This is a genomic window from Enterobacter sp. UPMP2061, from assembly GCF_053709615.1.
Genome location: NZ_JBSKJP010000012.1, coordinates 29,614 through 52,669 on the forward strand (window position 1 = coordinate 29,614; position 23,056 = coordinate 52,669).

The window sequence follows — 23,056 nt, forward strand, 5'->3', positions numbered from 1 at the left end:
GGTCTGCTCGTGACAACAATAGTAAGTGTACGCCGTAACGGCCAGGTGGTAATTGCCGGTGATGGCCAGGCCACGCTGGGTAATACCGTCATGAAAGGCAACGTGAAGAAAGTACGTCGTCTTTATAACGACAAAGTGATCGCCGGTTTCGCAGGCGGCACGGCTGATGCCTTCACGCTGTTTGAACTGTTTGAACGCAAACTGGAAATGCATCAGGGTCATCTGGTGAAAGCCGCCGTTGAGCTGGCAAAAGACTGGCGTACCGACCGCATGCTGCGCAAGCTCGAAGCGCTGCTGGCCGTGGCTGACGAAAACGCCTCGCTGATCATCACCGGTAACGGCGACGTGGTTCAGCCTGAAAACGACCTGATTGCCATCGGCTCTGGCGGCCCGTACGCCCAGGCCGCAGCCCGTGCGCTGTTGGAAAATACCGACATGAACGCGCGCGATATCGCGGTGAAAGCGTTGGATATTGCAGGTGATATCTGCATCTATACCAACCACAATCACACCATCGAAGAATTACCGTCTAAAGCGTAAGGATCGCCCATGTCTGAAATGACCCCACGCGAAATTGTCAGCGAACTGAACAAACACATTATCGGCCAGGACGACGCCAAGCGCTCCGTGGCTATCGCACTGCGTAACCGCTGGCGTCGCATGCAGCTCGACGAAGAGCTTCGCCACGAAGTGACGCCAAAAAATATTCTGATGATCGGCCCGACCGGTGTGGGTAAAACCGAAATCGCCCGTCGTCTGGCCAAACTGGCTAACGCGCCGTTCATCAAAGTTGAAGCCACCAAGTTCACCGAAGTGGGCTATGTGGGTAAAGAAGTGGACTCCATCATCCGCGACCTGACCGACTCGGCGATTAAGATGGTGCGTGTCCAGGCAATTGAGAAAAACCGCTATCGCGCCGAAGAGATGGCCGAAGAGCGTATTCTCGACGTGCTGATCCCACCGGCAAAAAACAACTGGGGACAGGCTGAACAGCAGCCTGAACCTTCTGCTGCGCGTCAGGCATTCCGCAAAAAACTGCGCGAAGGCGAGCTGGACGACAAAGAGATTGAGATCGATCTCGCTGCCGCGCCAATGGGCGTGGAAATTATGGCACCTCCGGGCATGGAAGAGATGACCAGCCAGTTGCAGTCCATGTTCCAGAACCTGGGCGGGCAGAAGCAGAAAGCGCGTAAGCTGAAAATCAAAGACGCGATGAAGCTGCTGATTGAAGAAGAAGCCGCGAAGCTGGTTAACCCGGAAGAGCTGAAACAGGATGCTATCGACGCGGTTGAGCAGCACGGTATCGTGTTTATCGACGAAATCGACAAGATCTGTAAGCGCGGCAACGCGTCCGGCCCGGATGTCTCACGCGAAGGCGTTCAGCGCGACCTGCTGCCGCTGGTGGAAGGTTGCACCGTCTCCACCAAGCACGGCATGGTTAAAACTGACCACATTCTGTTTATCGCCTCCGGTGCGTTCCAGATTGCCAGCCCGTCTGACCTGATCCCGGAACTTCAGGGACGTCTGCCAATCCGCGTCGAGTTGCAGGCGCTGACCACCGAAGATTTCGAACGTATCCTGACTGAGCCAAACGCTTCTGTGACCGTACAGTATAAAGCGCTGATGGCGACCGAAGGCGTGAACATTGAATTTACCGATGACGGTATCAAGCGCATCGCCCAGGCCGCGTGGCAGGTCAACGAAACCACCGAGAACATCGGTGCGCGTCGTCTGCACACCGTGCTGGAACGCCTGATGGAAGACATCTCTTATGATGCGAGCGACCTTAACGGTCAAAGCATTACCATTGACGCAGACTATGTGGGCAAACACCTGGATGCGTTAGTGGCAGATGAAGATCTGAGCCGTTTTATTCTATAATCGCGTTCAATGCATTTTCATCACTGTTGATGGGGGCTATGGCCCCCATTTTTATTGGCTAAATAACTATGACTGATATCAGCCGTACACAGGCGTGGCTCGAAAGTCTGCGTCCTAAAACGCTTCCTCTGGCTTTTGCCGCCATTATCGTCGGTACCACGCTTGCCTGGTGGCAGGGTCATTTCGATCCGCTGGTAGCAGGTCTGGCGCTTGTCACCGCCGGGCTGCTGCAAATCCTCTCTAATCTCGCCAATGATTACGGCGATGCGGTAAAAGGCAGCGACAAGCCTGACCGCATCGGGCCGCTGCGCGGCATGCAAAAAGGGGTGATTACCCAGGCACAGATGAAGCGGGCGCTGATTATCACCGTGGTGTTGATTTGCCTGTCCGGGCTGGCGCTGGTGACGGTCGCCTCGAAAACCACCAGTGATTTCATTGGCTTCCTGGTGCTGGGCTTGCTCGCCATTATTGCAGCCATTACCTATACCGTCGGGACGCGTCCTTACGGGTATATTGGTCTGGGCGACATCTCCGTGCTGGTGTTCTTCGGCTGGCTGAGCGTGATGGGAAGCTGGTACTTACAGGCGCACACGGTGATCCCTGCCCTGTTCCTGCCGGCGACCGCCTGTGGTCTGCTGGCGACGGCGGTGCTGAATATCAATAATCTGCGCGACATCGATAGCGACCGCGAGAACGGTAAAAACACGCTGGCCGTGCGTCTGGGTCCGGTGAATGCACGCCGCTATCACGCCTGCCTGCTCATCGGCGCGCTGGTCTGCCTGGCGCTGTTCAATCTGATTTCGCTGCACAGCCTCTGGGGCTGGCTGTTTGTGCTCGCCGCACCGCTGCTGATTAAGCAGGCCCGCTACGTTATGCGTGAACTCAGCACGGCCGCCATGCCACCGATGCTGGAACGTACGGTAAAAGGCGCGCTGTTGACTAACCTGCTGTTCGTCATCGGGATTGTCTTAAGCCAGACGCTGAGTTAGCTGACAAATATCAATTAACAATTGATGATTTTGCCAACAACGCATTTCGCACGATATACTGAACACATTCGCAGCAACAGAGCGTTAAACCTATGAAATACGATACCTCCGAGCTTTGTGACATCTACCAGGAAGATGTCAACGTCGTTGAACCCCTGTTCTCCAACTTTGGTGGACGGTCGTCGTTTGGCGGACAAATCATCACGGTGAAATGTTTCGAGGACAACGGGTTGCTGTACGATCTGCTCGAAGAGAACGGTCGTGGTCGCGTCCTGCTGGTGGATGGTGGCGGTTCCGTGCGCCGTGCACTGATCGATGCGGACCTCGCCCGCCTTGCGGTGCAAAACGAGTGGGAAGGGATTGTGGTCTACGGCTCCGTGCGCCAGGTGGAAGATCTCGAAGACCTGGATATCGGTATTCAGGCCATCGCGGCCATACCGGTAGGCGCAGCGGGCGACGGCATCGGCGAAAGCGACGTGCGCGTTAACTTCGGCGGCGTGACCTTCTTCTCGGGCGACCACCTTTATGCTGACAATACCGGCATTATCCTTTCTGAGGATGCGCTGGATATTGAGTAGTTAATCGGTAAGCGAGATGCATAAAAAAACCGCCAACAGCAATGTGGCGGTTTTTTTTGTCCCTCGGGATTCGCGGTCCGTTGGGACGTCTTACAGACTAACACCAAGGAACTTCATCATACTCTCGCCCAAACCTTGGGCAACCCTTCCTAACCTTTATAAAATCCTAATTGTCTGTGAATACCTTAACTACCTGGTTGATGCTCATTATGATACCGCGTCCCTTTCCGCCATCTCGCAAATGGGCATCGGTCCAGGGAAAGGTGTATTCACTACCGTAAAGCAGGCTAACATCAAGGCTTGTGTCCACCGACTTATCACCGGTGGTGAACGGTGGAGCGGTAAGCAGCAGGGACCGCATAATGAAACGCTATTTATGTATCGCGTTCATTGTCGCCAGCGTACTCGTGGTAAAGAGCGATGAACCTGTTGGGTTTGTTGCTTTTGCTACGACAGCGCAGGACAAGTAGCGTTAAGGCCGCCCAGGGCGGCCTTTTTTATGGTTTGATATCGGTTAGCGGAAACCATAAAAAAGCCGGGTGGCGGCTTCGCCTTACCCGGCCTGTTCAATGCATTCCCTAAGGAAATCAAACTTCTTCCATACGTCCCAGCAGCGCCTGCAAGCGTTCCTGCCAGCCGTTCTGCTGTTCGCGCAGCTGGTTGTTTTCGCGCTCCAGTTCTTCACGGCTGTGCTGAGCATTCTGAACTTCCTGTGACAGGGAGTTGTTCTTTTCTTTCAGCTCTTCAATTTCCATTTGCAGCAGCGTGATGGTGTCAATCGCCTGCTGTACTTTCGATTCCAGTTTCTCAAACACTTCTAAAGACATGATCCTACCTCTCCTGAATTGCAAGGCGACGCTTTAACGTAAACGCGCACAACATATGTTCCGATTGTATGGAGCGCCGTCGCCCCTGTCCAGCGGCATGCCACGCAGATCGCGGTTTGCAACACTTTTCGGCCTCGTCCTGGTGCGTTCGCCGCATATACCCCTAAGTTGTTAACCCATAAGTTAAAGAAATGATTCAGCCCATAATCATTGTCTGATGCAAAAACGCGCTTTATGGCGCGAAAACGCTCATTTTATTGACGCAGACCACACATTTGGATTTCGATATTTCTCGTTTGTGCTCGTTAACGATAAATTAACACTATGTCTACAGGGCATCGTGACTGTCACGGGCGGTCACGCAAACAATAAACATTACTCTTTTGCAGGATTCCGATTATGAGTCAGACATCAACCTTAAAAGGCCAGTGTATTGCCGAGTTCCTGGGTACCGGGTTGTTGATATTCTTCGGAGTAGGCTGTGTCGCAGCACTGAAAGTGGCGGGTGCCAGTTTTGGTCAGTGGGAAATCAGTATTATCTGGGGTCTGGGCGTGGCGATGGCCATCTACCTGACCGCAGGGGTTTCCGGTGCACATCTTAACCCGGCGGTGACCATCGCGTTGTGGCTATTCGCGTGTTTTGACGGACGCAAAGTTGTTCCTTTTATCATTTCGCAATTTGCCGGCGCCTTTTGCGCAGCGGCGTTAGTTTACGGGCTTTATTACAATCTTTTCATCGACTTCGAACAGACGCATCATATGGTGCGTGGCAGTGTCGAAAGTCTGGATCTGGCAGGCATTTTCTCAACGTATCCGAATCCGCATATCAATTTTGTGCAGGCGTTCGCGGTTGAGATGGTGATTACCGCTATTCTGATGGGCGTCATCATGGCGCTGGGCGACGATGGAAACGGCATTCCGCGCGGACCGCTGGCGCCACTTTTGATTGGCCTTCTGATTGCGGTAATTGGCGCATCCATGGGTCCGCTGACCGGCTTTGCGATGAATCCGGCGCGTGACCTGGGTCCAAAAACCTTCGCCTTCTTTGCGGGATGGGGCGATGTCGCCTTCACGGGCGGCAAAGACATTCCTTACTTCCTGGTTCCGCTGTTCGGGCCAATCGTAGGGGCGGCGCTGGGCGCATTCGGCTATCGCAAATTAATTGGTCGCCACTTACCGTGCGACACTTGTGTGGAAGAGGAGAAAGAGACGGCTTCCACCACACAACAAAAAGCTTCGCTGTAATCTGACTACGGGACACATACCATGACCGAAAAAAAATATATCGTTGCGCTCGACCAGGGCACCACCAGCTCCCGCGCTGTCGTAATGGATCATGACGCGAACATTGTCAGCGTGTCTCAACGCGAATTTGAGCAAATTTACCCGCGTCCAGGCTGGGTAGAACACGACCCGATGGAGATCTGGGCGTCGCAAAGCTCCACGATGGTGGAAGTGCTGGCGAAAGCCGACATCAGTTCTGACCAGATTGCCGCTATCGGTATCACCAACCAGCGTGAAACGACTGTGGTCTGGGAGCGCGAAACCGGTAAGCCCATCTACAACGCCATTGTCTGGCAGTGCCGTCGTACGTCAGAGATCTGCGAACAGTTGAAGCGCGAAGGAATGGAAGAGTACGTGCGCAGCGCCACCGGCCTGGTGGTTGACCCCTATTTCTCCGGCACCAAAGTGAAGTGGATCCTCGACCACGTGGAAGGTTCACGCGAGCGCGCACGACGTGGCGAGCTACTGTTCGGCACCGTCGATACCTGGCTTATCTGGAAGATGACTCAGGGACGCGTTCACGTTACCGACTACACCAACGCCTCGCGCACCATGCTGTTCAACATCAACACCCTTGAGTGGGATGACAAGATGCTGGACGCGCTGGACATTCCGCGCGCGATGCTGCCTGAAGTCCGTAAGTCTTCTGAAGTATACGGCCAGACCAACATTGGCGGTAAAGGTGGCACCCGTATTCCTATCGCCGGTATCGCCGGTGACCAGCAGGCGGCCCTGTTCGGCCAGCTGTGCGTCAAGGAAGGGATGGCGAAGAACACCTACGGCACCGGTTGTTTTATGCTGATGAACACCGGCGAGAAAGCGGTGAAATCAGAAAACGGTCTGCTGACCACCATCGCCTGCGGCCCGCGCGGCGAAGTGAACTATGCCCTGGAAGGCGCGGTATTCATGGCGGGTGCCTCCATTCAGTGGCTGCGCGACGAGATGAAGCTGATCAGCGATGCGTTTGACTCCGAATACTTCGCGACCAAAGTGAAAGACACCAACGGCGTGTACGTGGTGCCAGCGTTCACCGGTCTGGGCGCACCGTACTGGGACCCGTATGCCCGCGGCGCGATTTTCGGCCTGACGCGCGGCGTGAACTCAAACCACATCATTCGCGCGACGCTGGAATCCATCGCCTACCAGACGCGCGACGTGCTGGAAGCGATGCAGGCTGACTCCGGCATTCGTCTGCACGCCCTGCGCGTGGACGGCGGTGCGGTCGCGAACAACTTCCTGATGCAGTTCCAGTCCGACATTCTGGGCACCCGCGTTGAACGTCCTGAGGTGCGAGAAGTGACGGCGCTGGGCGCGGCGTATCTGGCAGGTCTGGCGGTTGGCTTCTGGCAAAACCTCGACGAGCTTCAGGAAAAAGCGGTTATCGAACGCGAATTCCGTCCTGGCATCGAAACCACCGAGCGCAACTACCGCTACAGCGGCTGGAAGAAAGCGGTGAAACGTGCCCTGGCGTGGGAAGAGCACGACGAGTAAACCTATATTCCCTCTCCCCTGGGAGAGGGTTAGGGTGAGGGGCTCCGACCGCACCGGTCCCCTCGCCCCTCCCCACTCTGTGATAAACTTCGTGCAATTCCTTTTGATTGTACGAGTACCTCATGAAACGTGAACTTGCTATCGAGTTTTCCCGCGTCACCGAAGCTGCCGCCCTCGCAGGCTACAAGTGGCTGGGCCGTGGCGACAAAAATACCGCAGACGGCGCTGCCGTCCACGCCATGCGCATTGTGCTTAATCAGGTCAATATCGATGGCACTATCGTCATTGGCGAAGGCGAAATCGACGAAGCGCCGATGCTCTATATAGGTGAAAAAGTCGGGACGGGCAAAGGCGATGCGGTGGATATCGCGGTCGACCCGATTGAAGGCACGCGCATGACGGCGATGGGCCAGGCCAACGCGCTGGCGGTACTGGCGGTGGGCGATAAGGGCTGCTTCCTCAACGCCCCCGATATGTATATGGAAAAACTGATCGTCGGTCCTGGCGCTAAAGGCGCTATCGACCTTAGCCTGCCGCTGGACGCCAACCTGCGCAATATCGCTGCGGCGCTGGGTAAAGCGCTCAGCGAACTCACCGTGACCATTCTGGCGAAACCGCGCCACGACGCCACCATCGCGTACCTGCAAGCGCTCGGCGTACGCGTGTTTGCTATTCCGGATGGCGACGTTGCCGCCTCTATTCTGACCTGCATGCCTGACAGCGAAGTCGACGTGCTTTACGGCATCGGCGGCGCGCCGGAGGGTGTGGTCTCTGCGGCAGTGATCCGCGCGCTGGACGGCGATATGCAGGCGCGTTTGCTGCCACGCCATGAGGTCAAAGGCGACAGCGACGAGAACCTTCGCATTGGTGCAGACGAACTGGCGCGCTGCGCGGCGATGGGCATCGAGGCCAATAAAGTGCTCGCGCTGAACGAGATGGCCCGCAGCGATAACGTGGTCTTCTCCGCAACCGGCATCACCAAAGGCGATCTGCTGGACGGCATCACCCGCAAGGGCAACATGGCCACCACTGAAACCCTGCTGATCCGTGGTAAATCCCGCACCATTCGTCGCATTAAGTCCATTCATTATCTCGATCGTAAAGATCCGGACGTACAGACGCACATTCTGTAAAACCGTTTGATCGATAGAGCTTTCCGGCCCGAATGGGCTGGAAATGTTTCCCGCAAGTACGGAAGATAGAAGAGAGAAACAGCACAGGAGAAGATCATGGCGGACTGGGTAACAGGTAAAGTCACAAAGGTACAGTTCTGGACCGATGCGCTATTTAGCCTCACGCTGCACGCTCCCGTTCATCCGTTTACTGCCGGGCAGTTTGCCAAGCTCGGGCTGGATATCGACGGTGAACGCGTACAGCGCGCCTACTCTTACGTTAATGCGCCTGATAACCCGGACCTTGAGTTCTATCTGGTCACCGTCCCGGACGGTAAGCTCAGCCCACGCCTCGCCGCGCTGAAGCCGGGCGATGAAGTGCAGATTGTCTCCGACGCGGCGGGGTTCTTCGTGCTGGATGAAATTCCCGACTGTGACACGCTCTGGATGCTGGCGACCGGCACGGCCATTGGCCCGTATCTTTCCATTCTGCAATACGGCAAAGATCTGGAGCGCTTTAAAAATATCGTGCTGGTTCACGCCGCGCGCTACGCCGCAGACCTGAGCTATTTGCCGCAGATGCAGGCGCTGGAACAGCGATATGGCGGGAAGTTAAAAATTCAGACGGTGGTCAGCCGCGAAACCGCAGCCGGCTCGTTAACCGGTCGCGTTCCGGCGTTGATTGAAAGCGGCGCGCTGGAAGAAGCGGTGGGTTTAGCGATGAATACCGAAACCAGCCATGTGATGCTGTGCGGTAACCCGCAGATGGTACGCGATACGCAGCAGTTGCTGAAGGATACCCGGCAGATGACGAAGCACCTTCGCCGCCGGCCGGGCCACATGACCGCCGAACACTACTGGTGATCAGCGGTACTTCACCTCAAGGGTATCTTTTCCATATTTGTTCTCGCTCTGGGTGCCGATAAACGCGCCCAGTTCGACAACCATCATTACAAAGATAACCGTCGGCAGCAGTCTGCCCACCACCCATGGGAGGATTGAGGGCAGCATTGACCAGTTCCCCGCCACCAGCATCCACGCCAGAATAATCAGGAAAGCCCATGCGCCGGAGCGGCCACGATCGTGCAGACGTTTCACCACTACGGCGGCGGTTGGCCACAGTAAACAGACCAGCGTAAATGCCGCCGTTTGCGTGCTCAGCCATGCGTTGTAGGCAACAAAAAACAGAAGCAGCATGGCGACAACCCACGTTGCAATCCAGATCCAGAAGTCACGGCGTCCAATACGCCCTTTGAATGAAAACAGCCACTGCTGTATGGTCATGTAAGGTTCCTTATTATTGTTTAGCCCGCATTTTACCCTGGAGTTGTGACCTTTTGACAAGCCGACCAGATATCGTTTTAATCATGGGCAATGACGGCCAGGGGCAATGTTGATGAAAAGTTCGGCACACTCTCTTTATTTGTGTTTAGCGATGCTGAGCGCCAGTTTTTCCCTGTATGCCGCGGAAACGGCTTCCCCGGTCACCGCCCCCTATCTTCTGGCGGGCGCCCCCTCTTTCGATCAATCTATCAGCCAGTTCCGCGAAGCCTTCAACAAAGAAAACCCCTCACTTCCGCTGGGAGAGTTCCGTGCGATTGACAGCGCCCGCGATACGCCGACCCTGACCCGCGCGGCCAGCAAAATTAACGAGAATCTGTATGCCTCTACCGCCCTTGAGCGCGGAACGTTAAAAATCAAAAGTATGCAGATCACCTGGCTGCCGATTCAGGGGCCAGAGCAGAAAGCGGCGAAAGCGAAAGCGCTGGAGTACATGAGCGCTATTCTGCGCGCCTTTACCCCCACCTTCACGAAAGCACAAAGCCAGCAAAAGCTGCAAAAACTGCTTACCGCCGGGAAAAACAAACGCTATTACGCCGATACGGAAGGTGCCGTTCGCTATGTCGTCGCAGATAACGGCGAAAAGGGGCTGACCTTCGCGGTTGAACCGATTAAGCTGGCCCTATCAGACGCACTCGAGGGGGCGAATTAATGACAAAAAGCAAAGCCTTTCGAGGGAAAATCTCTATACTGATTCACAGACCATGCTGCCCGACAGGGCGGCCATATTCCTTAATTCGCTTATTGAGCGTGGAGAATTGAAATGCGACATCCTTTAGTGATGGGTAACTGGAAACTGAACGGCAGCCGCCACATGGTAAACGAACTGGTTGCTAACCTGCGTAAAGAGCTGGCTGGCGTGACCGGCTGCGCGGTTGCTATCGCTCCGCCGGATATGTACCTGGATCTGGCTAAACGTGCCGCTGACGGCAGCCACATCATTCTGGGCGCGCAGAACGTTGACGTTAACCTGTCTGGCGCGTTCACCGGTGAAACCTCCGCTGAAATGCTGAAAGATATCGGCGCGAAATACATCATCATCGGCCACTCTGAGCGTCGCACCTACCACAAAGAATCTGATGAGTTCATCGCGAAGAAATTCGCTGTGCTGAAAGAGCAGGGTCTGATCCCGGTTCTGTGCATCGGTGAAACCGAAGCAGAAAACGAAGCAGGCAAAACCGAAGAAGTGTGCGCACGTCAGATCGACGCTGTGCTGAAAACCCAGGGCGCGGCAGCGTTCGAAGGCGCGGTTATCGCTTACGAGCCAGTCTGGGCGATCGGTACCGGCAAATCTGCAACTCCAGCGCAGGCACAGGCGGTGCACAAGTTCATCCGTGACCACATTGCAAAAGCAGACGCGAAAGTGGCTGAGCAGGTCATCATCCAGTACGGCGGTTCCGTTAACGCATCAAACGCAGCTGAGCTGTTCACCCAGCCAGACATCGATGGCGCACTGGTTGGCGGCGCATCCCTGAAAGCAGACGCTTTCGCGGTGATCGTTAAAGCGGCAGAAGCGGCTAAGCAGGCGTAATTGCCTTTGTGGCGGGTGGCGCTTCGCTAACCCGCCCTACAAACGACCTAACACGCTAAACCACAAATAATCCAGCGGCAGCAGCACCAGATACGTCGCAATCGCCAGCGCCAGACAAAGCAGCATCCCCGCCTTCGCAGGCACTTTCCCTAAGCCCATCGCCACTACAATCGGCGACGCCTGATACGGCAGCAGCGGCGTGGAATACCCCAGCACCTGAATCATGATCACCGACAGCAGCGGGAAGCCGGTCGCGTCCGAGAAGCTCTGCGCCAGCGTGGTGTACAGCGCAGGAACGCCGTTGGCGGTCATAATGAAGTTGAGCGCCGTGGTGATCCCCGTCAGCGCCAGGAAGCTGGTAAATGGGCGGTCTGCATCCAGCGGCATGATATGGAGCAACGCCTCGCCTACGGCCGCACCGATGCCGGTCTGCGTCACCGTAATGGCCAGCCCGAGTATACCCGCGACGTAAATACAGGTGCGCATATTCACCCCCGCCGAGAACTCTTCCCCGGTGATAAAACCGATGCGCGGCAGCATAACGATGACCGAGGCCGCCAGCCCCGTCCATGCTGGCCCAACGCCGTGCCAGCTCTCCGTCACCCACATCGTCAACACCACCGCCAGCAGCCAGGCGAGCCGTTTTTCGTCACGCCCCATCGGTTCCGATGGCGTGAGATCCTTCGCCGGTTTCGGGTTGCCGGGGAACAGCCAGCAGATCAGGCCAATCAGAATCAGGCCTTTGAGAATACCCAGCACCGGGGTGTGCAGCAGCAGATACGGGACATAGTTGAGGTGGATACCGTATGAGCCTTCCGCCGCGCCGCTCATCACCAGGTTGGGCACGTTGGCGGGCAAAATAGTGGCCGAGAGCTGGAAGGTGCCAAACCCGACCGCCAGCGCCAGGCCAAACCAGGCCCGCGAGCCATCAGGAATGCCGGCCCGCTTCGCCATCGCGGCGACAATCGGCATCAGCAGCGCAATACGTCCCATGTTCGACGGCATCACGAATGCCAGGGCATAGCTCAGCAGCACAACGCTCGCCACCATCAGCACCCAGGAGTCGGTAAGCTTTGCCGACAGCGCCCGGGCGGCCCTGTCCGCCAGGCCGGTTTTCCGAATCGCCACGCCCAGCACAAAGCCGCTGAACACCAGCCAGAAGGCAGACGAGGCGAAGCCGCCGAAGATCACTTCCGGCGGGGCGATTCTGGCGGTCATCGCCGCCGTGAAAAACAGCAGCGCGGTGATAAATTCCGGCAACAGCGACGTCGCCCACAGCACGATGGTGACGCCGACGATCAGCGAGGGAAGCAGCTGAGGATGCGTTAACCAGAGCGACATACCTGTCTCCTGTAGAATTTTTCAGCAAGTCTACGGCGACAGGCAGGGCGAGTAAACGCTATTTATGGTGGGGTCACTTCAGGATATCGCATTGATGATCCTGCAATTCCTCAGCCGACGCGCGGTTAAAGGTAAGCAGGTTACGCTCTGTCGCCAGCAATACAAACGAGCCGTCCGACTGCTGCGCCATCGCCAGCGCGAAGCGTCCCATATGATCGCGGGCTTCCGGCAGCTCTTCCGCCAGCATCATAAACGGGCTGCGCTGCACCAGTTCGTTCTCCGTCACCCGACGGGCAAGGTATTCATGCCCTTCCAGCCCGCCCGGAAGCGGTAACCACTGGGTGCTGATTTGCCCCTGCGACGCGTTCAGCTTCTCACGCACGTCCGGGCGCAGACAGGAGATGTGGATATGAAAATGGTTTTGCGTGCGCCCGGTCGGGGAGTTGATGGTCAGCGAAACGGCGCTGTCAGGCACGTCGGCCCCCCGTTTCATACTCATAAAATGGCGAGACTGCCATGCCAGCCAGAAGAAATTCGGTGTCTGCGGCTCAGTCAGCAGCGGGCTTTCGGTGCCGTTGATACGGTACGTGGGCATCAGCAGGTATTGCAGCGGCCCGTTGCGGTCCTTGAACACCACGTAGCCCGCATCTGGCTTCACCTGCGCACACGGTGCCGGGTTACGGTTATGCAGCTGGTTGGGCACACACTGGTCGAGAACGATATGACGCAACGCATTCGGATTACCCGCTTTCATCCAGTACACGCCGCCTGCGGCAAGGGCGATAACGATCAGAATCAGTAAGATAATTTTTTTCACAACGCGTTCCCTGTTTTCAATAGAGGCAAAAGAGTAACGCAAAATGATGACCAAATAAAAAACCCGGCGGATTTCTCACACCGGGTTACCGTGTCGTTCTTTGTAAAACGCTTAGCGCTTGCTGATCTGGTCGAAGGTGCCTCCGTTAGAGAAGTGCTCTTTCTGCGCTTTGGTCCAGCCGCCAAACACATCATCAATAGTGAACAGCTTCAGTTTCGGGAAGGCGTTTTCGTATTTCTTCGCGACGGCCTCATCGCGTGGGCGGTAGAAGTTTTTCGCCGCAATTTCCTGCCCTTCAGGTGAGTAGAGGTACTTCAGATAGGCTTCCGCCACCGCTTTGGTGCCCTTCTTATCAACAACCTTATCGACGACGGAGACGGTCGGCTCAGCGAGGATGGATTCGCTCGGGGTGACGATCTCGAACTTGTCTTTACCCAGCTCGTTGGTCGCCAGCAGGGCTTCGTTTTCCCAGGCGATCAGCACGTCGCCAATGCCGCGTTCGACGAAGGTGTTGGTTGCGCCGCGCGCGCCGGAGTCCAGCACCTCGACGTTTTTAAACAGTGCTTTGACGAAGTCCTGTGCTTTGGCCTGATCGCCGTTGTTGTGGTGCAGCGCGTAGCCCCAGGCTGCCAGATAGTTCCAGCGTGCGCCGCCGGAGCTTTTTGGGTTCGGGGTAATGACAGACACGCCTGGCTTAATCAGGTCGTTCCAGTCCTTAATCTGTTTCGGGTTGCCTTTACGCACCAGGAAGACAATGGTCGAGGTGTATGGCGCAGAGTTGTCCGGCAGACGCTTGATCCAGTTTTTGTCGATACGGCCACGCTCTGCGATCGCGTCCACGTCATAAGCCAGCGCCAGGGTAACCACATCGGCTTCAATACCGTTGATCACCGATGTCGCCTGCTTACCGGAACCGCCGTGAGACTGGCGAACCACCACGTTATCGCCGGTTTCCTGTTTCCAGTGCGCCGCGAAAGCTTTGTTGTACTGGTCGTACAGTTCACGCGTCGGATCGTACGACACGTTCAGTAACTGAATGTCCTTTGCCAGAACGCTGGTCGATGCCAGCAATAATGTTAACCCCACGCCCCATTTATTCATCGCCCAGCTCTCTTGTGTAGTGTTTTGATGAATGCAGCGTGCCAGAAAGCTAACCGATGATTAAAGAATAAAAAAAGATTGGCTATAACGTAGTGGAATAAAAAAGCGTGCACGCATAAAAAAGCCGGGTGGCGGTTACGCCTTACCCGGCCTACGAATCGTGCTTTTGTAGGCCCGGTAAGCGCAGCGCCACCGGGCAACAGAGTCAATCAATCAGTACAGTTTTTTCGCGCAGTCCAGCCAGTCACCTTTGAACGGACGCTTCATGTTTTCAATGGCATCGATGATGTCATGGTGAACCAGTTTCTCGTTCTGGATACCGACGCAGCGGCCGCCGTGACCCTGAAGCAGTAGCTCGATCGCGTACGCGCCCATGCGGGACGCCAGGATACGGTCGTACGGGCCTGGGGAACCACCACGCTGAATGTGACCCAGAACGGTCGCGCGGGTTTCGCGTTTGGTTTCGGTTTCGATGTACTTCGCCAGCTCGTCAACGTCACAGATGTGCTCGGTGATAGCAACGATGGCGTGTTTCTTACCTTTCGCGATACCGGCTTTGATTTCAGCGACCAGATCTTCACGGCTAAATTCCACTTCCGGTACCACCACGAACTCACAGCCACCGGCAATTGCCGCCGCCAGAGTCAGGTCACCGCAGTAACGGCCCATCACTTCAACAATAGAAATACGCTGGTGAGAGGAAGAGGTGTCACGCAGGCGGTCAATCGCTTCCACAACGGTACCCAGCGCGGTGAAGTAACCGATGGTGTAGTCGGTGCCTTTGATGTCATTGTCGATGGTGCCAGGCAGGCCGATGCACGGGAAGCCCATTTCAGTCAGACGTTTTGCACCCATGTAGGAGCCGTCGCCGCCGATAACCACCAGCGCATCCAGACCCCGTTTTTTCATGTTTTCGATAGCCACTTCACGGATGTGTTCGTCACGGAATTCCGGGAAGCGTGCAGAACCGAGGAAAGTACCGCCACGGTTGATCATGTCAGACACGCTGTAGCGGTCGAGCTGAACCATGCGGTCTTCATACAGACCCAGGTAACCGTCATAGATACCAAAAACTTCCAGACCTTCCGTCAGCGCTGCACGGACAACCCCACGGATTGCCGCGTTCATGCCCGGCGCATCACCGCCGCTTGTCAACACACCGATTTTCTTAATCATGACTACCTCTGAACTTAGGAATGCAAAATTGAAATCTGCTGCCGGAAGAAACTGTTCAACCGTCGAATACTGCAAATAGTATATCAATCCCTTCCAGCTGAATTGATTCAGGTCAGGCCATATGGTGGTAATTTATCCACAAAATGCTGCTCTGGCTCACTTTTTTACAACGAATTACGAAAGCTCAAAACGCCCTGGGTACGACAGAGCACGGATCCTGATGAATAATGACGTCTGACCCAGGGAAACGCTGCAAAATCGCCTGCTCCACCTGTTCAGCGACCATATGCGCCTGAACCAGTGGCAGGTTGTCTTCCATTTCCAAATGAATCTGAATAAAGCGGGTCGGCCCTGACTGCCGCGTACGAAGATCGTGAGCACCACTGACGCCAGGCCAGTTGGTCACGATGGCATAAATTTCATCACGTTCTGCATCCGGAAGCGCACGGTCAAGAAGCGACTGTACCGCTTCATACCCCATCCGCAAGGCGCTGTATAAAATATAGATCCCTATCCCTAACGCAAACAAAGCATCGGCCCGATGCCAGCCATACCAGGCCAGACCAAGCGCAATAAGAATAGCCCCATTCATCATAACATCAGACTGATAATGAAGCATATCGGCCCGTACAGCCTGGCTTTGTGTTTTGCGTACAACCCAGCGCTGGAACGTTACAAGAACAAGTGTGCTTATAAGTGCAACTACCGTTACGACCACGCCAACGCCCGGATCGTTCATCGGAGAAGGCGAAATAAGATGCTGAATACCGGTCAAAAACAGGAAAAGCGCAGAGCCCGAAATAAACATGCTTTGTGCCAGCGCGGCCAGCGATTCCGCTTTGCCGTGGCCAAACGTATGCTCTTCATCCGCCGGTTGCAGCGAGTAGCGCACCACCAGCAGGTTGGTCAGCGAGGCGGCAATATCCACCAGTGAATCCACCAGTGCCGCCAGAATACTGACCGACCCGGTGTACCACCACGCGAAAATTTTAATGATCAGCAAACACGACGCCATCACCGTCGCGGCTATTGCGGCCCGGCTTACCAGCCGTCCATAGGATTGATTCATAAACACTCCTGTCATGCCATGGCGCTAGTATAACGGATGGTGGTGGAGTGAAAGGATGAATAAAGCGTTAACAAACCTGAACGATGGGCAAAAAAAACCCCCACATCATGTGGGGGAAGACAGGGATGGTGTCTATGGCAAGGAAAACAGGGTTTACTGGTTACTACGGGTACTGCTATTGCTACTGAAAAGCGTCATATCTGAGCTTCGCTGCATCCGTGCAACCTCACGCAACTGATTCATACGTTGCTGATGTTTGGTATTCAAAACCGCTTGCTGCTCGGGCGTTAGCAGGTGGAACATCTGGTTGCGAACCTTCGCCATCTCTACCTGGCGGGCAACCTGTTCCTGCGCCATTTTTTCGGCCTGAGCGCGTACAGCGCTTTCGTCAAAATTTTCTGCGGTGACAAGGCGATGCATTGTCTCCATTTCGCTAACATTAACAGGGGGCTGGTCGTGTCTTGCCCTCTGCATCAGATCTCGCATCTGTTGACGCTGATGTTCGGTTAAACTTATGCCGTCAAACATATGGCTTTGGCTGCTGTGCTGCGTTGCGCCCTCTGCTGAGGAACCGTTATCGCTGATGATAGCTACAGCAGCCTGGCTAAACGCACTGAAGGCCAGCGTTGAGGCCATGACGGCAGCGGTAACTTTGCGCATCACTTGCTCCCAAAATCTTTCGTGTCGCGATTCAACGAGAGACAGTCTACGATTCAGGCTGCAAACATGCGTCAGGGGGTGTAAAACAACGTAAAGTCATGGATTAGATAGCCTTGATGTCGTAATTTCTGCCTCGGAGGTATTTAAACAATGAATAAAATCCTGTTAGTTGATGATGACCGAGAGCTCACATCTCTTTTAAAGGAGTTGCTCGACATGGAAGGTTTCAACGTCCTGGTTGCCCATGATGGCGAGCAGGCGCTGAGTCTCCTTGACGACAGCATCGATTTACTTTTGCTCGACGTCATGATGCCGAAGAAAAACGGTATTGATACGTTGAAAGAGCTTCGCCAGACACACCAGACCCCCGTCATTATGCTGACCGCACGCGGCAGCGAGCTTGACCGCGTACTCGGCCTTGAGCTGGGTGCGGATGACTATTTACCTAAGCCGTTCAACGACCGTGAACTGGTGGCCCGTATTCGCGCGATCCTGCGCCGCTCTCACTGGAGCGAGCAGCAGCAGAATACCGACAACAGCTCACCTACGCTGGAAGTGGACTCCCTGAGCCTGAACCCGGGCCGCCAGGAAGCGAGCTTCGACGGTGAAACGCTGGAGCTAACCGGCACCGAGTTCACCCTGCTGTATCTGCTGGCGCAGCATCTCGGCCAGGTGGTGTCGCGTGAACACTTAAGCCAGGAAGTGCTCGGCAAACGCCTCACCCCGTTTGACCGCGCCATCGACATGCACATCTCTAACCTGCGCCGTAAGCTGCCGGAGCGTAAAGACGGTCACCCATGGTTTAAAACCCTGCGTGGTCGCGGTTATCTGATGGTTTCCGCTTCATGATAGGCAGCTTAACCGCCCGCATCTTCGCCATCTTCTGGCTGACGCTGGCACTGGTTTTAATGCTCGTTTTGATGTTGCCAAAACTCGACTCACGCCAGATGACGGAGCTACTCGACAGCGAGCAACGTCAGGGCGTGATGATCGAGCAGCACGTGGAAGCGGAGCTGGCAAACGATCCGCCGAACGATTTAATGTGGTGGCGCAGGTTGTTTCGCGCTATCGACAAGTGGGCGCCCCCCGGACAACGTCTTTTACTGGTCACCAGTGAAGGCCGCGTGATTGGGGCCGATCGCAATGAAATGCAGATTATCCGCAACTTTATTGGCCAGGCGGATAATGCCGATCACCCACAGAAAAAGAAATATGGTCGGGTAGAGATGGTCGGTCCTTTCTCGGTGCGGGATGGGGAAGACAATTACCAGCTCTATCTGATTCGCCCTGCGAGCAGTTCCCAGTCCGACTTTATCAACCTGCTGTTTGACCGTCCGCTTTTGCTGTTGATTGTCACGATGCTGGTCAGTTCCCCGCTGCTGTTATGGCTGGCGTGGAGCCTGGCGAAACCGGCGCGTAAGCTGAAAAATGCGGCGGACGAAGTGGCGCAGGGCAACCTGAGGCAGCATCCGGAGCTGGAATCCGGGCCGCAGGAGTTCCTGGCCGCCGGAACCAGTTTTAACCAGATGGTCTCTGCTCTTGACCGCATGATGACCGCGCAGCAACGCCTGCTGTCGGATATCTCCCACGAGCTGCGGACGCCGCTCACGCGCTTACAGCTGGGTACCGCCCTGCTGCGCCGCCGCAGCGGTGAGAGTAAAGAGCTGGAGCGTATTGAGACGGAAGCGCATCGCCTGGACAGCATGATCAACGATCTGCTGGTGATGTCGCGCAATCAGCAGAAAAACGCGCTGGTGAGCGAAACGGTGAAAGCCAATCACCTCTGGCATGAGGTGCTGGACAACGCGGCGTTCGAAGCGGAGCAGATGGGCAAATCGTTCACCGTCAACTTTCCGCCGGGCCCGTGGCCGCTCTACGGTAACCCCAACACGCTGGAAAGCGCGCTGGAGAATATCGTGCGTAACGCCCTGCGCTATTCGCACACGAAGATTGAAGTGGCGTTTTCGGTGGATAAAGACGGGATTACGGTCATTGTCGATGACGATGGTCCCGGCGTCAGCCCGGAAGATCGCGAGCAGATTTTCCGTCCGTTCTACCGCACCGACGAGGCGCGCGACCGTGAATCTGGCGGTACGGGGCTGGGTCTGGCGATTGTTGAAACCGCCATGCAACAGCACCGTGGCTGGGTGAAAGCCGATGACAGCCCGCTGGGCGGGCTGAGGTTAACGCTGTGGCTGCCGCTGTATAAGCGTTCGTAACCGTATGTGCCGGGTGGCGGCTTCGCCTTACCCGGCCTACTTTCTACGGAACCTCTTTCCCCCACAATCTCCGCGAACTACTCTCGATCTTGCCGCTTATCCGCCGCTTCTGCATCGTTCTGGTCCAGCTGGTGGATAATCCCGCCGCTGACAGCAGGCGGTGATACTGCTCGTCATCAAACGGCATATGCCAGGCAATTGCGCAGGCCTCGTACACCGACACCTCACTCAGGCGCGAAGCCAGCTCAAGCGGCGCATCCGCCGAAACCTGTCCCGCCTGCACAACGCGATACAGCCAGCCGGTTTTACCCGCGTTTTGCAGCTGGGCCGACATATCCTGAATGCCGAAATGGTAATTAAGCTTAAAGCACGGTGAGCGCGGCTGGGTGACCTGAATCAAAGCATCGCCCCAGCGGTAAATATCGCCGATAAAGACGTTCTTCTCCGTCAGCCCCTCCGTTGAGAGATTTTCGCCAAACGCGGGGGCGACGAAGAGGTCCGCCTGTTCAGGAAATTCGGCTTTCCAGTGCTGATAGTGCTCGCGCGGATAGTGGCACAGCGCGCGATCGGGCCCGCCGTGGATTTTCTTTTCAGCCTGCTGGTCACCCGCAAGCCCGAGATCGGTCAACGTCAGCTCACCGTCGACCTGCACTTTGGCGATGGCGCTCGGGCGGCTGCCTTCGTACTCCCTTACCTTGCCTGTAAACACATTCACCGGGTAATGCATCTCCACTCCTTCAGATACAAAAAAAGCGAGTCATCAGACTCGCTTCTCACAGGCGTCAATGCAACCTTATTTTTTAGCGGCGAAACGCGCTGCTGCTTCGTCCCAGTTCACTACATCCCAGAAGGCTTTGATGTAGTCAGGGCGACGGTTCTGGAACTTCAGGTAGTAAGCGTGTTCCCACACGTCCAGACCCAGAATTGGGAAGCCGGATGCGCCAGAGATAGCTTCACCCATCAGCGGGGAGTCCTGGTTAGCGGTAGAAACGACCGCCAGTTTGTCACCTTTCAGGACCAGCCACGCCCAGCCAGAGCCGAAACGGGTTGCAGCGGCTTTTTCGAATTCCGCTTTGAAGTTGTCAACGGAACCGAAGTCACGCTCGATAGCCGCTTTCAGGTCGCCCTGAAGGGTGGTGCCGGTTTTCAGGCCTTTCCAGAACAGGCTGTGGTTAGCGTGACCGCCCGCGTTGTTGCGCAGCACGGTTTTCTTGTCTGCCGGCAGCTGGTCCAGTTTGGTGATCAGCTCTTCAACAGGCAGATTAGCGAACTCTGGCAGGCTTTCCAGCGCAGCATTCGCGTTGTTCACATAGGTCTGGTGGTGTTTAGTGTGATGGATTTCCATCGTCTGCTTGTCGAAATGCGGTTCCAGTGCGTCGTAGGCATACGGCAGGGATGGCAGTGTATAACTCATAATCCTCTCCATTATTGTCGGGCGGCACAGCTGTTAATGCCGCGTAAGCAGTTGGTTCATTATAGTTAATTAAATGATATTGAAAATGATTATCAATGCCGTAGTTTTTATAAGGTTATTAGATTTTTGATAAATGACAAAATTGTGAGTCTGCTCACGTGCTTAACGTGGTGATTGCCATCCTGAACAAAAGTGCGGCAACCTTCTGAAGGTTCCCAAACCGCCTCATTTTTACACTCATCAAGTCGGCGGGAAGCCTCCGGCTATAAAAACGATGAGGATGTAAAAATGAATCATGCGATTACGATGGGTATTTTCTGGCATTTGATAGGCGCGGCCAGTGCAGCCTGTTTCTATGCCCCGTTTAAAAAGGTGAAAGGCTGGTCATGGGAAACCATGTGGTCCGTTGGCGGCACCGTGTCCTGGCTGATTTTGCCGTGGACAATCAGCGCCATGCTGCTGCCCGATTTCTGGGGCTACTTCTCCTCCTTCAACGCCTCCACCCTGCTGCCGGTATTCCTGTTCGGCGCGATGTGGGGCATCGGTAATATCAACTACGGCCTCACCATGCGCTACCTAGGCATGTCGATGGGGATTGGCATCGCGATTGGCATTACGCTGATTGTTGGCACCCTGATGACACCAATCCTCAACGGCCACTTCGACGTGCTGATCAACACTCAGGGCGGGCGAATGACGCTGCTGGGCGTGCTGGTGGCGGTGATCGGCGTGGGCATCGTCACCCGCGCAGGCCAGCTGAAAGAACGCAAGATGGGCATCAAAGCCGAAGAGTTCAACCTGAAGAAAGGGCTGCTGCTGGCGGTGATGTGCGGCGTATTCTCGGCGGGCATGTCGTTCGCCATGAACGCCGCCAAACCGATGCACGACGCCGCTGCGGCGCTGGGCGTCGATCCGCTGTACGCTGCCCTGCCAAGCTACGTGGTGATCATGGGCGGCGGCGCGCTGGTAAACCTCGGCTTCTGCTTCATTCGTCTGGCAAAAGTGAAGAACCTGTCGGTAAAAGCCGACTTCTCGCTGGCAAAACCGCTGATCGTCACCAACGTCCTGCTCTCCGCCCTCGGCGGTCTGATGTGGTATCTGCAATTCTTCTTCTACGCCTGGGGTCACGCCAGTATTCCGGCGCAGTATGACTACATGAGCTGGATGCTGCACATGAGCTTCTACGTGCTGTGCGGCGGGCTGGTTGGGCTGGTGCTGAAAGAGTGGAACAATGCCGGGCGTCGTCCGGTTGGCGTGCTGAGCCTGGGCTGTGTGGTGATTATCATTGCGGCCAATATCGTCGGCCTCGGCATGGCGAACTGATTACGCTGCCTTTCGACTGCGATGACGCCACTGAACCGGCGTCATCCCCACCTCACGGTTAAACACCACCGAAAAGTAGTTACTGTCCTCAAAGCCGCAGCGCATCGCCACTTCACTCACCATCAGCTCCGTATGCTGTAACAGGTACTGGGCGTGGCAGATGCGCAGCTGGCGCAGATAGTGGTTGACCGTCATCCCCGTCTGGGTGCGGAACTGCTGGCGCAGCGCGCGCTCGCTGCACTGCTCCTGCTCGCAGAATTTTTCCAGCACGAAACTCTTGTTCAGACTGCCCGCAAGCCGGGTGATGAGCTTATCCAGCAGCGCTTCCTGCGTGGTAGCAGAGGGATTATCCGTAGCGTAACGATGCCGCTTCAGGGTCATCACCAGCTGGGCAAAAAGCAGCTCCGACATCTGGTTTGCCACCGGATCGCTCTTCTGGCTCTCCTGCTCCAGCTGGGAAATCGTCTGGCGCACCTGAGCCATGCCGTTGCTGCTTAAGCGCCAGTGCGGTTCGCCTCTGGCATCATGAAAACGGGGGATATTGCCCGCCCAGTCGACATTCAGTTTAAGTCTGTCGGGGCAGTAGATGACGTTCTGCAACACCAGATCGTTAACCGAGGCGTAGGAGTGTTTGTCTTCAGCGCGGATGTAGAACAGGTCTCCGCGCGTGATGCGGTAGGGGCGGTCGTTGAGGACGTGCAGGCCGTTGCCTCGCCATACCAGCACCAGCTCGCAAAACTCGTGGGTGTGCTCGGCAAAGACGTTTTGCGGGTAGCGGTCGGCCACCGCGACGGCCTGACTCGCGGAGGCAAAAAAATCACCTTTGCGAAGAATGAGCTGAGCAGCCACACCACAACCTCTACGGCGAATAACCGGACATTATTAGCCTTTTTGCAGCAAAA

Annotated in this window: 24 protein-coding genes; 13 read left to right on the forward strand and 11 right to left on the reverse strand. The window is 55.8% G+C overall.

Annotation, left to right across the window (positions count from 1 at the left end; all coding sequences use genetic code 11):
• Nucleotides 1-9: 9 nt before the first annotated feature.
• The 4 genes from hslV to rraA all read left to right on the forward strand — a co-directional run bounded on the left by hslV (nt 10) and on the right by rraA (nt 3,448).
• Nucleotides 10-540 (forward strand): ATP-dependent protease subunit HslV, encoded by a 531-nt coding sequence (gene hslV / locus ACWKXX_RS18610; RefSeq protein ID WP_003862036.1) that lies wholly within the window; start codon nt 10-12, stop codon nt 538-540.
• 9 nt (nt 541-549) lie between these two features.
• The gene (hslU, locus tag ACWKXX_RS18615) at nt 550-1,881 is read left to right on the forward strand and encodes an HslU--HslV peptidase ATPase subunit (RefSeq protein WP_015569947.1); all 1,332 of its coding nucleotides are present in this window, start codon (nt 550-552) and stop codon (nt 1,879-1,881) included.
• A 62-nt stretch (nt 1,882-1,943) separates the two neighbouring features.
• The gene (gene menA, locus ACWKXX_RS18620) at nt 1,944-2,870 is read left to right on the forward strand and encodes a 1,4-dihydroxy-2-naphthoate polyprenyltransferase (protein WP_261666490.1); all 927 of its coding nucleotides are present in this window, start codon (nt 1,944-1,946) and stop codon (nt 2,868-2,870) included.
• Nucleotides 2,871-2,962: 92 nt separating this feature from the next.
• On the forward strand, nt 2,963-3,448 hold the full coding sequence (gene rraA, locus ACWKXX_RS18625; protein ID WP_064489294.1) for a ribonuclease E activity regulator RraA: 486 nt from the start codon (nt 2,963-2,965) through the stop codon (nt 3,446-3,448).
• Nucleotides 3,449-4,035: 587 nt separating this feature from the next.
• On the opposite strand, the gene zapB is transcribed toward rraA, so the two are convergent.
• Entirely contained in the window at nt 4,036-4,275 is a 240-nt protein-coding gene (zapB, locus tag ACWKXX_RS18630; protein ID WP_003862031.1) for a septal ring assembly protein ZapB, read from the reverse strand.
• Nucleotides 4,276-4,674: 399 nt separating this feature from the next.
• Between zapB and ACWKXX_RS18635 the strand changes: the two genes are divergently transcribed.
• The 4 genes from ACWKXX_RS18635 (at nt 4,675) to fpr (ending at nt 9,026) form a co-directional block, all read left to right on the forward strand.
• A complete protein-coding gene (locus ACWKXX_RS18635; RefSeq protein WP_015569943.1) occupies nt 4,675-5,520 on the forward strand; it encodes an MIP/aquaporin family protein in 846 nt (281 codons plus the stop codon).
• A gap of 21 nt (nt 5,521-5,541) precedes the next feature.
• On the forward strand, nt 5,542-7,050 hold the full coding sequence (glpK, locus tag ACWKXX_RS18640; RefSeq protein ID WP_261665896.1) for a glycerol kinase GlpK: 1,509 nt from the start codon (nt 5,542-5,544) through the stop codon (nt 7,048-7,050).
• 122 nt (nt 7,051-7,172) lie between these two features.
• Complete coding sequence (gene glpX, locus ACWKXX_RS18645) at nt 7,173-8,183, forward strand: class II fructose-bisphosphatase (protein ID WP_015569942.1); 1,011 nt, start codon at nt 7,173-7,175, stop codon at nt 8,181-8,183.
• Nucleotides 8,184-8,279: 96 nt separating this feature from the next.
• Nucleotides 8,280-9,026, forward strand: a complete 747-nt coding sequence (gene fpr, locus ACWKXX_RS18650; protein WP_261665895.1) for a ferredoxin--NADP(+) reductase — start codon at nt 8,280-8,282, stop codon at nt 9,024-9,026.
• Here the strand turns inward: fpr and ACWKXX_RS18655 are convergent, their stop codons facing one another.
• The gene (locus ACWKXX_RS18655) at nt 9,027-9,446 is read right to left on the reverse strand and encodes a DUF805 domain-containing protein (RefSeq protein ID WP_261665893.1); all 420 of its coding nucleotides are present in this window, start codon (nt 9,444-9,446) and stop codon (nt 9,027-9,029) included. It abuts the gene before it with no gap.
• A gap of 112 nt (nt 9,447-9,558) precedes the next feature.
• Between ACWKXX_RS18655 and ACWKXX_RS18660 the strand changes: the two genes are divergently transcribed.
• Entirely contained in the window at nt 9,559-10,155 is a 597-nt protein-coding gene (locus ACWKXX_RS18660) for a DUF1454 family protein (protein WP_017383094.1), read from the forward strand.
• Between the two features lie 111 nt (nt 10,156-10,266).
• Entirely contained in the window at nt 10,267-11,034 is a 768-nt protein-coding gene (gene tpiA, locus ACWKXX_RS18665; RefSeq protein ID WP_003862019.1) for a triose-phosphate isomerase, read from the forward strand.
• A 36-nt stretch (nt 11,035-11,070) separates the two neighbouring features.
• Here the strand turns inward: tpiA and ACWKXX_RS18670 are convergent, their stop codons facing one another.
• The 6 genes from ACWKXX_RS18670 to cpxP all read right to left on the reverse strand — a co-directional run bounded on the left by ACWKXX_RS18670 (nt 11,071) and on the right by cpxP (nt 17,198).
• Entirely contained in the window at nt 11,071-12,375 is a 1,305-nt protein-coding gene (locus ACWKXX_RS18670) for an SLC13 family permease (protein WP_261665892.1), read from the reverse strand.
• Between the two features lie 73 nt (nt 12,376-12,448).
• A complete protein-coding gene (locus ACWKXX_RS18675) occupies nt 12,449-13,192 on the reverse strand; it encodes a CDP-diacylglycerol diphosphatase (RefSeq protein WP_003862014.1) in 744 nt (247 codons plus the stop codon).
• 111 nt (nt 13,193-13,303) lie between these two features.
• Nucleotides 13,304-14,293 (reverse strand): sulfate ABC transporter substrate-binding protein, encoded by a 990-nt coding sequence (locus ACWKXX_RS18680; RefSeq protein WP_003862012.1) that lies wholly within the window; start codon nt 14,291-14,293, stop codon nt 13,304-13,306.
• 213 nt (nt 14,294-14,506) lie between these two features.
• Complete coding sequence (pfkA, locus tag ACWKXX_RS18685) at nt 14,507-15,469, reverse strand: 6-phosphofructokinase (RefSeq protein ID WP_003862009.1); 963 nt, start codon at nt 15,467-15,469, stop codon at nt 14,507-14,509.
• A gap of 184 nt (nt 15,470-15,653) precedes the next feature.
• Nucleotides 15,654-16,538 carry a CDF family cation-efflux transporter FieF gene (gene fieF / locus ACWKXX_RS18690; protein ID WP_017382698.1) on the reverse strand — a complete coding sequence of 295 codons (885 nt, stop codon included), beginning with the start codon at nt 16,536-16,538 and terminating at the stop codon, nt 15,654-15,656.
• A 153-nt stretch (nt 16,539-16,691) separates the two neighbouring features.
• Nucleotides 16,692-17,198 carry a cell-envelope stress modulator CpxP gene (gene cpxP / locus ACWKXX_RS18695; RefSeq protein ID WP_003862006.1) on the reverse strand — a complete coding sequence of 169 codons (507 nt, stop codon included), beginning with the start codon at nt 17,196-17,198 and terminating at the stop codon, nt 16,692-16,694.
• Between the two features lie 150 nt (nt 17,199-17,348).
• Here cpxP and cpxR point away from each other — a divergent pair, with 150 nt between their 5' ends.
• Complete coding sequence (gene cpxR / locus ACWKXX_RS18700; RefSeq protein ID WP_003862004.1) at nt 17,349-18,047, forward strand: envelope stress response regulator transcription factor CpxR; 699 nt, start codon at nt 17,349-17,351, stop codon at nt 18,045-18,047.
• On the forward strand, nt 18,044-19,417 hold the full coding sequence (gene cpxA / locus ACWKXX_RS18705; RefSeq protein WP_015569937.1) for an envelope stress sensor histidine kinase CpxA: 1,374 nt from the start codon (nt 18,044-18,046) through the stop codon (nt 19,415-19,417). Before cpxR ends, cpxA begins: the two co-directional genes overlap by 4 nt.
• A gap of 43 nt (nt 19,418-19,460) precedes the next feature.
• Here cpxA and yiiM read toward each other — a convergent pair whose 3' ends face one another.
• Entirely contained in the window at nt 19,461-20,144 is a 684-nt protein-coding gene (gene yiiM, locus ACWKXX_RS18710; RefSeq protein WP_045142628.1) for a 6-hydroxyaminopurine reductase, read from the reverse strand.
• Nucleotides 20,145-20,210: 66 nt separating this feature from the next.
• A complete protein-coding gene (sodA, locus tag ACWKXX_RS18715) occupies nt 20,211-20,831 on the reverse strand; it encodes a superoxide dismutase [Mn] (RefSeq protein WP_003861999.1) in 621 nt (206 codons plus the stop codon).
• Between the two features lie 288 nt (nt 20,832-21,119).
• Here sodA and rhaT point away from each other — a divergent pair, with 288 nt between their 5' ends.
• A complete protein-coding gene (rhaT, locus tag ACWKXX_RS18720) occupies nt 21,120-22,154 on the forward strand; it encodes an L-rhamnose/proton symporter RhaT (RefSeq protein WP_017694058.1) in 1,035 nt (344 codons plus the stop codon).
• Here rhaT and rhaR read toward each other — a convergent pair whose 3' ends face one another.
• Nucleotides 22,155-23,003, reverse strand: coding sequence for an HTH-type transcriptional activator RhaR (rhaR, locus tag ACWKXX_RS18725; protein ID WP_261665891.1), 849 nt, complete (start codon nt 23,001-23,003; stop codon nt 22,155-22,157). It abuts the gene before it with no gap.
• Between the last annotated feature and the right edge of the window lie 53 nt (nt 23,004-23,056).

Bases quoted from the DNA above. Each gene is read 5' to 3' on its own strand.
- ACWKXX_RS18670 (WP_261665892.1), bottom strand. From the start codon at position 12,375: ATGTCGCTCTGGTTAACGCATCCTCAGCTGCTTCCCTCGCTGATCGTC.
- zapB (WP_003862031.1), bottom strand. From the start codon at position 4,275: ATGTCTTTAGAAGTGTTTGAGAAACTGGAATCGAAAGTACAGCAGGCG.
- yiiM (WP_045142628.1), bottom strand. From the start codon at position 20,144: ATGCATTACCCGGTGAATGTGTTTACAGGCAAGGTAAGGGAGTACGAA.
- ACWKXX_RS18635 (WP_015569943.1), top strand. From the start codon at position 4,675: ATGAGTCAGACATCAACCTTAAAAGGCCAGTGTATTGCCGAGTTCCTG.
- ACWKXX_RS18680 (WP_003862012.1), bottom strand. From the start codon at position 14,293: ATGAATAAATGGGGCGTGGGGTTAACATTATTGCTGGCATCGACCAGC.
- glpK (WP_261665896.1), top strand. From the start codon at position 5,542: ATGACCGAAAAAAAATATATCGTTGCGCTCGACCAGGGCACCACCAGC.
- tpiA (WP_003862019.1), top strand. From the start codon at position 10,267: ATGCGACATCCTTTAGTGATGGGTAACTGGAAACTGAACGGCAGCCGC.
- cpxA (WP_015569937.1), top strand. From the start codon at position 18,044: ATGATAGGCAGCTTAACCGCCCGCATCTTCGCCATCTTCTGGCTGACG.
- sodA (WP_003861999.1), bottom strand. From the start codon at position 20,831: ATGAGTTATACACTGCCATCCCTGCCGTATGCCTACGACGCACTGGAA.
- pfkA (WP_003862009.1), bottom strand. From the start codon at position 15,469: ATGATTAAGAAAATCGGTGTGTTGACAAGCGGCGGTGATGCGCCGGGC.
- fpr (WP_261665895.1), top strand. From the start codon at position 8,280: ATGGCGGACTGGGTAACAGGTAAAGTCACAAAGGTACAGTTCTGGACC.
- cpxP (WP_003862006.1), bottom strand. From the start codon at position 17,198: ATGCGCAAAGTTACCGCTGCCGTCATGGCCTCAACGCTGGCCTTCAGT.
- ACWKXX_RS18660 (WP_017383094.1), top strand. From the start codon at position 9,559: ATGAAAAGTTCGGCACACTCTCTTTATTTGTGTTTAGCGATGCTGAGC.
- fieF (WP_017382698.1), bottom strand. From the start codon at position 16,538: ATGAATCAATCCTATGGACGGCTGGTAAGCCGGGCCGCAATAGCCGCG.
- rhaT (WP_017694058.1), top strand. From the start codon at position 21,120: ATGAATCATGCGATTACGATGGGTATTTTCTGGCATTTGATAGGCGCG.
- cpxR (WP_003862004.1), top strand. From the start codon at position 17,349: ATGAATAAAATCCTGTTAGTTGATGATGACCGAGAGCTCACATCTCTT.
- rraA (WP_064489294.1), top strand. From the start codon at position 2,963: ATGAAATACGATACCTCCGAGCTTTGTGACATCTACCAGGAAGATGTC.
- hslU (WP_015569947.1), top strand. From the start codon at position 550: ATGTCTGAAATGACCCCACGCGAAATTGTCAGCGAACTGAACAAACAC.
- glpX (WP_015569942.1), top strand. From the start codon at position 7,173: ATGAAACGTGAACTTGCTATCGAGTTTTCCCGCGTCACCGAAGCTGCC.
- ACWKXX_RS18655 (WP_261665893.1), bottom strand. From the start codon at position 9,446: ATGACCATACAGCAGTGGCTGTTTTCATTCAAAGGGCGTATTGGACGC.